The 7,413-nt window shown below is 62.3% G+C and carries 5 protein-coding genes and 1 pseudogene; 4 read left to right on the forward strand and 2 right to left on the reverse strand.

Translation table 11 applies throughout. The features are described 5' to 3' along the window. Positions 1–17: 17 nt before the first annotated feature. Together GSM73_RS25245 and GSM73_RS25250 are read right to left on the reverse strand one after the other, a co-directional pair. Positions 18–1,640 carry an MFS transporter gene (locus GSM73_RS25245; RefSeq protein ID WP_047227800.1) on the reverse strand — a complete coding sequence of 541 codons (1,623 nt, stop codon included), beginning with the start codon at positions 1,638–1,640 and terminating at the stop codon, positions 18–20. Between the two features lie 207 nt (positions 1,641–1,847). Continuing rightward, positions 1,848–3,491, reverse strand: coding sequence for a GMC family oxidoreductase (locus tag GSM73_RS25250; protein ID WP_160894165.1), 1,644 nt, complete (start codon positions 3,489–3,491; stop codon positions 1,848–1,850). A 129-nt stretch (positions 3,492–3,620) separates the two neighbouring features. Between GSM73_RS25250 and GSM73_RS25255 the strand changes: the two genes are divergently transcribed. From GSM73_RS25255 to GSM73_RS25270, 4 genes and pseudogenes are all read left to right on the forward strand, one after another. Beyond that, entirely contained in the window at positions 3,621–4,505 is an 885-nt protein-coding gene (locus tag GSM73_RS25255) for a LysR family transcriptional regulator (protein WP_107322642.1), read from the forward strand. Between the two features lie 158 nt (positions 4,506–4,663). Further along, positions 4,664–5,035, forward strand: a complete 372-nt coding sequence (locus GSM73_RS25260; protein ID WP_160894167.1) for a cytochrome c5 family protein — start codon at positions 4,664–4,666, stop codon at positions 5,033–5,035. A gap of 115 nt (positions 5,036–5,150) precedes the next feature. Further along, on the forward strand, positions 5,151–6,449 hold the full coding sequence (locus GSM73_RS25265) for a D-arabinono-1,4-lactone oxidase (protein WP_160894367.1): 1,299 nt from the start codon (positions 5,151–5,153) through the stop codon (positions 6,447–6,449). A 74-nt stretch (positions 6,450–6,523) separates the two neighbouring features. Then, positions 6,524–7,413: pseudogene (locus tag GSM73_RS25270) on the forward strand (alanine racemase); the annotation flags it as partial.

A 7,413-nucleotide genomic window follows, 5' to 3' on the forward strand; every position in this document is an offset into this window, starting at 1 on the left:
TCGCCACGGTTTTGCCCTCAGTTTTTATCCAGGTCCACGTTCCGGGTTTCCCGCAGGCAAATCATGCCCACCACCAGGCTCACCCCGGTGATCATCACCGGGTACCACAGCCCGTAGAAAATGTCCCCGGTGTAGACCACCAGGGCAAACGACACGGTGGGCAGGAAACCGCCGAACCAGCCGTTGCCGATGTGGTAGGGCAGGGACATGGAGGTGTAGCGGATCCGAGTGGGAAACAGTTCGACCATCAGCGCCGCCAGTGGGCCGTAGCACATGGCTGAAATGATGATCAGCGCCACGATCAGTGCCACGATCATCGGCCGGTTGATCTGCTGGGCATCGGCCTGTTGTGGGTAGCCCGCCAGGGTCACCGCGCCGCGCAGGGCGGCTTCGTCGTAGCCTTCAAGCTTCACATCACCGACGCTGACCTGCACATCACTGCCGGCCGGCGCCGCGACACTGCTGTAGGGCAGGCCTTGCTTGACCAGGAAGGTCTTGACCTTGTCGCATGGGCTATCGAAACGGGCCTTGCCCACCGGGTCGAACTGGAAGGTGCACGTGGCCGGATCGGCGATCACGGTGATCGGCGCCTGACGGCTCGCCAGGTCAATGGCCGGGTTGGCGTAGTGGGCCAGTGTCTTGAAGATCGGAAAGTACAACGCCGTCGCCAGCAACAGGCCAATCATCAGTACCGGTTTGCGCCCGACCTTGTCCGACAGCCAGCCAAAAAAGATGAAGAACGGTGCGCCGATGACCACGCTGACGATCAGCAGGCTGTTGGCCAGGGCCGGATCCATCTTCAGGAACTGGGTGAGGAAAAACAGCACATAGAACTGCGCGGCATAGAAGGTCACCGCTTGCCCGGCGTTGATGCTGAACAGCGCGATCAGCACCACCTTGAGATTTTCCCACTTACCAAAGGATTCGCGGATCGGCGCCTTGCAGCACTTGCCTTCTTCTTTCATTTTCAAGAAGGACGGCGATTCATGCAGGCTCAGGCGAATCCAGGTGGAGATGCCCAGCAACACGATCGACAGCAGAAACGGAATGCGCCAGCCCCAGACTTCGAACTGATCGCCCGTGAAATAACGACAGCCCAGTACCACCAGCAGCGAGAGCAGCAGCCCGAGGGTGGCGGTGGACTGAATCCAACTGGTGTGGAAACCGCGCTTGCCCATCGGCGCGTGTTCGGCGACGTAGGTGGCAGCGCCGCCGTACTCACCGCCCAAGGCCAGGCCCTGGAGCATGCGCAGCACCACGAGGATGATGGGCGCGGCAATGCCGATGCTGGCGTAGTTGGGCAACAGGCCGACGCAGAACGTCGCCAGGCCCATGAGTACGATGGTGGCCAGGAAGGTGTATTTGCGTCCGATCATGTCTCCCAGCCGTCCGAACACCAGTGCGCCGAAAGGCCGCACGATAAAGCCGGCGGCGAATGCCATCAGGGCGAAGATGAATGCCGTGGTGTCGTTGACCCCGGCAAAGAACTGCTTGCTGATCACCGCCGCCAGGGCGCCATAGAGGAAAAAGTCATACCACTCGAACACCGTCCCCAAGGACGAGGCGAAGATGACTTTCTGGGTTTCCTGGCTGGTGCCGGCGCTGCGCGTGGCTTCCAGGGACTGAACATGTTCAGACATTTGGGTATCCCTCACAGTGATTGTTTTTGTTGTTCCACTGTCGACGCCGGTACAGCGTCTCCTGTTTTGCTGCATACCTTGAATTCAAAGGGTTCTCCTTGTGGGAGCGAGCCTGCTCGCGAAAGCGGTATGCCGGTCGACATCATCGTGAGCTGATACACCGCCTTCGCGAGCAGGCTCGCTCCCACAGGGGGATTCTGTTGTTCTTCAGACCGTGGCAGGTTCCTTTTGGGGCGTGGTGCTGCGGATGTCCGCCTCGAGGATCATCTGCGCGGCCTTCTCGGCAATCATCAGCGTGGGCGAGCAGGTGTTGCCCGAGGTGATGCGCGGCATGATCGAGGCGTCGGCGATGCGCAGGCCGTTGATGCCGTGAACCCGCAGTTGCGCATCCACCACCGCGTCGCGGTCCTGGCCCATGCGGCAGGTGCCCACCGGGTGGAAAATCGTCGTGCCTATACGGGCGGCGGCCTGGTGCAGTTCTTCCTCGGTTTGCAGGCTTGGTCCCGGCAGGTATTCCACCGGCTTGAAGGCGCTCAACGCCGGGGCGGCGACGATGCGTCGGGTCAGGCGGATGGCGTCGGCGGCGACCCGCAAGTCTTCGGGATGGCTCAGGTAGTTGGGCTGGATCAGCGGTGCCTCGTGCGGGTCGGCCGAGCGAATGTCCACCCGGCCGCGGCTTTGCGGACGCAGGTCACAGACCGACGCAGTGAACGCCGGGAAACTGTGCAGTGGTTCGCCAAAGCGTTCCAGCGACAAGGGCTGCACGTGGTATTCGAGGTTGGCCGAGGTCTGTTCCGGCCCCGAGCGGGCGAACGCGCCGAGTTGGCTGGGGGCCATGGACAGCGGGCCGCTGCGATCATAGAGGTAGCGCAGCCCCATGCCCATCTTGCCCCATAAAGTGCCGGCGATCTGGTTCAGGGTACGGGCGTTTTCCAACTGGTAGATCAGCCGCAGTTGCAGGTGGTCCTGCAAGTTGCCGCCCACGCCGGGCAGCTCATGAACCACGCCAATGCCCAGGCGTTGCAACAGGTTGCGCGGACCGATTCCCGAGCGCTGCAAAATACCCGGCGAGCCGACGGCGCCGGCGCACAGCACGATTTCCTTGCGCGCCTTGAACGTCATGCTTTTGCCTTGCCAACGGGCGCTGACGGCGTGGGCCCGGTTGTCACGCAACAGCACGCGGTCGACTTCGACATCGGTCATTACCGTGAGGTTGGGGCGCTGGCGAACCGGTTTGAGGAAGGCCTTGGCCGCGTTCCAGCGCACCCCGGCTTTCTGGTTGACCTGGAAATAGCCGCAGCCTTCGTTGTCGCCGCTGTTGAAGTCGTCGACGCTGGGGATACCGCTCTGCTCGGCGGCGGTGCGAAACGCATCGAGAATCGGCCATGACAGGCGCTGGCGTTCGACCCGCCATTCCCCGGCGGCGCCATGGAGCTCGGAGTCTCCGGCAAAGTGGTTTTCGCTCTGTCTGAACAACGGCAGCACGTCTTTCCAGGCCCAGCCAGGGTTGCCCTCGGCGGCCCAGCTGTCGTAATCCGCGGCCTGGCCGCGCATGTAGATCATGCCGTTGATGGAGGAGCAGCCACCCAGCACCTTGCCCCGTGGGTAACTCAGTGCGCGCCCTTGCAAACCCGCTTGCGCCTCGGTCTTGAAGCACCAGTCGGTGCGCGGGTTACCGATGCAGAACAGGTAGCCGACCGGGATGTGAATCCACGGATAGTTGTCGCGCCCGCCCGCTTCAAGCAACAACACCCGGTGCTGCGCGTTGGCGCTAAGCCGGTTGGCCAGCAGGCATCCGGCAGGGCCGGCGCCCACGATCACGTAATCGTATTCATCGACGACAGGTTGCATTCGCGACCTCATTTTTGTTCTTGTGGGATGCATCCTAGTTGTTAGGTTTCGTCAAAAGAATGTTAGTTTTTGCGCAACCGCTGTGCGTTTTTAAACAGTCATGCCTTCAGGCGTGTTCAAGGATGGCCCATGTTCGACTGGAATGACCTGCGCTACTTTCTGGAACTGCAACGCAGCGGCCGTTTGCTCACGGCCGCACGACGCCTGAACACCACCCATGCCACCGTGGCCCGGCACATCGAAGCCATCGAGAAAAGCCTGGGTACCGCGCTGTTTGTCCAGCATGCCCAGGGCTATGAACTGACCCCCGCGGGCGAATCGTTGCTCAAGCACGCTGAAGCCATGGAAAACGTGGCCTTGCTGGCCCAGGAGGACATCACCCAGTCCAGCGCGCCCTTGGGCAAGATCCGCGTGGGGGTGACGGAAGGGCTGGGCATCATGTTTTTAGCCAGCCGCATGGAGGGTCTGTTCCAGCGCTATCCGGGGCTGGAGGTGGAGTTGGTGGCGGTGCCGCGTTTTGTCAGCATCCTCAACCGCGAAGTGGAAATCAGCATTCACCTCGAACGCCCGGTGGCCGACCTGCTGGTGACCCGCAAGCTCACCGACTACAGTCTGGCGCTCTACGCCAGCCAGGCCTACCTGGACCGCTCGCCACCGTTGCGCAGTCGCGAAGACCTGGCCCGCCATGCCTGGATCGGGTATGTCGACGACCTGCTGTTCAGCCAGGAACTGATGTTTCTCAACAGCTTTTGCCGCAACCCTCGGGTGGTGTTCCACAGTACCAGCGTCATCGCCCAGCAACAGGCTGCACGCTCGGGATTGGGGATTGCCGTACTGCCTTGCTACATGGCCAGCAGCGACCCGGCCCTGGTCCCTTTACTGCCCGATGAAACCATCCGCCGCAGCTACTGGATCAGCACCCGCCGCGAACTGCACAAATCCGTGCGCCTGCGGGTGCTCTGGGATTATGTGGTGCAGTTGTGCGAGCGCGAGCAGGGGCTGCTGCTGCCCTGATCGCCAATGTCCCTGGCCATCGATCATCCAGCGCTGGCCGCCCAAGTTCCCTTTCTGGCCCCCAATGACCTCAAGCCAACGCGCGGGCGTGCCTTAGTGTGAGTCTGTCTGACCCAACACAATAAAGGCGTGCTCATTGCGCCACCAAGAGGGGCCCCATGTCGGTACCAACGTCTTCAGCCTGGACTCACGCCGCGGCGATTCTTTCGCTTGGCGTATTGCTCGCCGGTTGCGGCGAAGAGGCCAAAACGAGCCCGCCCAGGGCCTTAACGAGTGTGCCCGCCGACGGAGCGCTGGCACAAATCTACGACAGCAGTTGCAAGCTCTGCCACGCCAACCCCGGCGCCGGAGCGCCCCTGACCGGCGACGCCAACGCCTGGGTGCCGCGAGTGGCCCAGGGCAGCGACACCCTGCTTGATCACACGATCAACGGCTACAACGGCATGCCGCCGATGGGGCTGTGCATGCACTGTTCCGAAGAGCAGTTCCTGGCCCTGATCGGCTTCATGTCCGGCCAGCCATTGCAATGACCAACAGGGGAACGACGGCATGACGATGGACTATTCACGGCGCCAGTGGCTGCAACGGGCCGCCGCTGTCGCGGCCTTCACGGCGCTGGGCAGCCAGGGCGCCCTGGCCGAGTTGATGCGCGCCCCGCGACTGATTCCGTGGCGCAATTGGTCCGGTGCGCAAAGTTGCCTGCCGGCAGCGCGTCTGGCTCCCAAGAATCTGGATGAACTGGTGCAAATCGTGGCCCGCGCCGAAGGGCGGATTCGTCCGGTGGGTTCAGGCCATTCCTTCAGCGCCCTGGTGCCCACGGACGGGACTTTGCTGTCGCTGAGTTTTTTCAGCGGTCTGCTGGATCACGACGTCGCCAGTCTGCAGGCCGAGTTCGGTGGCGGTACGCCCATGTCGCGCATGGGCCCAGCGCTCAAGGCCATCGGTCAGGCGCTACCGAACATGGCCGACGTGGATTACCAGACCCTGGCCGGGGCCATCGCCACCTCGACCCACGGCACCGGCAAGGCATTCGGTTCGTATTCGGCGCAGGTGGTCGGGCTGCAACTGGTGACGGCCGGCGGCGAGGTGCTTGATTGCGATGCCAACCGCCATCCCGAAGTGTTCAAGGCCGGGCGGGTGTCACTGGGTGCGCTGGGGCTGGTGACCCGTGTGCGTTTGCAGAACCGTCCTGCTTATCGGCTGCGCGAGCGCCAGTGGGTGGCGAAAACCGAAGAGTTGCTCGAGGACCTAGACACCAACACTCAGGACAATCAGCATTGGGAAATGCAGGTGGTCACCCATTCCGACTATGCGTTGTCGATTGCCTTGAACGAAACCACCGATCCGGCCACTGCACCGGTGAGCCCCGAGGAGGAGGGTGGCAACGAATTCGTCACCCTGATCGAAAAGCTCGACAAGTATGGCAGCGATTTTCCGACGATTCGGCGCACGTTACTCAACAGCCTGCGACTGGTGGCCGACTTTGAGGATCGGGTTGGCGATTCCCACGACATCTACGCCAATGCGCGCACCGTGCGCTTCAACGAGATGGAGTATTCAGTGCCGGCTGAACACGGTCCGGCGTGCCTGCGGGAAATCCTCAAGCTGATCCGCGACAAAGACCTGCGCACCTGGTTTCCCATCGAATACCGCTACGTGAAGGCCGACGACATCGCCCTGAGCATGTTCGAAGGCCGCGACAGTTGTTCGATCTCCGTGCACCAGCATTACCAGATGGACCATCACAATTTCTTCGCCGCCATCGAGCCGGTCTTCTGGAAATACCAGGGGCGCCCGCATTGGGGAAAACTGCATTCCTTGAACGCCAGGACGCTCCAGGCGCTCTACCCACGCTGGAATGAGTTTGCCCAGGTGCGCCAGGCCCTGGACCCTGGCGGAAAATTCCTCAACGGGCATCTTTCAACGATTCTGGGAGCGAGCTGATGGGTTTCAATCGTCGAGGGTTCCTGGCTGGGACGGTGGGCGCCGGACTGTTGCTGGCCGGCGTCGGTGCCTGGCTGCGACCGCGGGACCAGGGCGGGCCGTACAGCGATTATTTCCGCCAGTTGAACCGGGAACTCAAGGCCCACGGTCCCATGCGACCGGTGATGCTGATTGACCTGGACCGACTCGATCACAACATCGACGTGGTAATGGCCTCGGTCCGGCGCGCCGGCAAACAGCTGCGCTTGGTGGAGAAGTCCCTGCCATCGCCGGGGCTGTTGAACTACATTGGCCAGCGAGCCGAGACTCGACGGTTGATGTCGTTCCACCAACCGTTCCTCAACCACGATGCGTTGCAGTTTCCCACGGCTGATATTTTGCTGGGCAAACCTCTCCCAGTGCGCAGCGCCGCGTTGTTCTATGAGCTTCACAAAGGACCCTTCGATCCGTCACGCCAGTTGCAGTGGCTGCTGGACACACCTGAACGGCTTGAGCAATACCGGGCCCTGGCCCAGGGGCTTGGTACTCGCTTGCGGATCAATATCGAACTGGATGTAGGCCTGCACCGGGGCGGAGTAGCCGACGATGCCACGCTGGAGGCGATGCTCAAGCTGATCCGGGCGAACCCGACGCACTTGGAATTTGCCGGGTTCATGGGCTACGACCCGTTCGTGGGCATGGGCGTGCCCGAGCTGCTGGCAACCCCTCAGGAGCTGCTGGCGCGGGTCATGGCGATCTACACCGCACGGGTGGATTTCGTGCGTCTGCGCTACCCCGACCTCTGGCATCCTGGCCTGACCCTCAACACCGCCGGCAGCCCCAGCTATCGCTTGCACGAACGGGAGAAACTGAGCAGTGAAGTCTCGGTGGGCACGGCCATGCTCAAACCCAGCCACTACGACCTGCCATCGTTGAGCGAGCACGTTCCGGCGGCCTACATCGCCACGCCGGTCTTGAAGCGCAC

The sequence above is a fragment of the Pseudomonas sp. PICF6 genome (genome assembly GCF_009831705.1).
In the GTDB taxonomy this organism is placed as follows: domain Bacteria; phylum Pseudomonadota; class Gammaproteobacteria; order Pseudomonadales; family Pseudomonadaceae; genus Aquipseudomonas; species Aquipseudomonas rhizophila.

Excerpts from the sequence above, each read along its gene's own strand:
- GSM73_RS25245 (WP_047227800.1), bottom strand. The coding sequence starts at position 1,640 with ATGTCTGAACATGTTCAGTCCCTGGAAGCCACGCGCAGCGCCGGCACC.
- GSM73_RS25255 (WP_107322642.1), top strand. The coding sequence starts at position 3,621 with ATGTTCGACTGGAATGACCTGCGCTACTTTCTGGAACTGCAACGCAGC.
- GSM73_RS25260 (WP_160894167.1), top strand. The coding sequence starts at position 4,664 with ATGTCGGTACCAACGTCTTCAGCCTGGACTCACGCCGCGGCGATTCTT.
- GSM73_RS25250 (WP_160894165.1), bottom strand. The coding sequence starts at position 3,491 with ATGCAACCTGTCGTCGATGAATACGATTACGTGATCGTGGGCGCCGGC.
- GSM73_RS25265 (WP_160894367.1), top strand. The coding sequence starts at position 5,151 with ATGCGCGCCCCGCGACTGATTCCGTGGCGCAATTGGTCCGGTGCGCAA.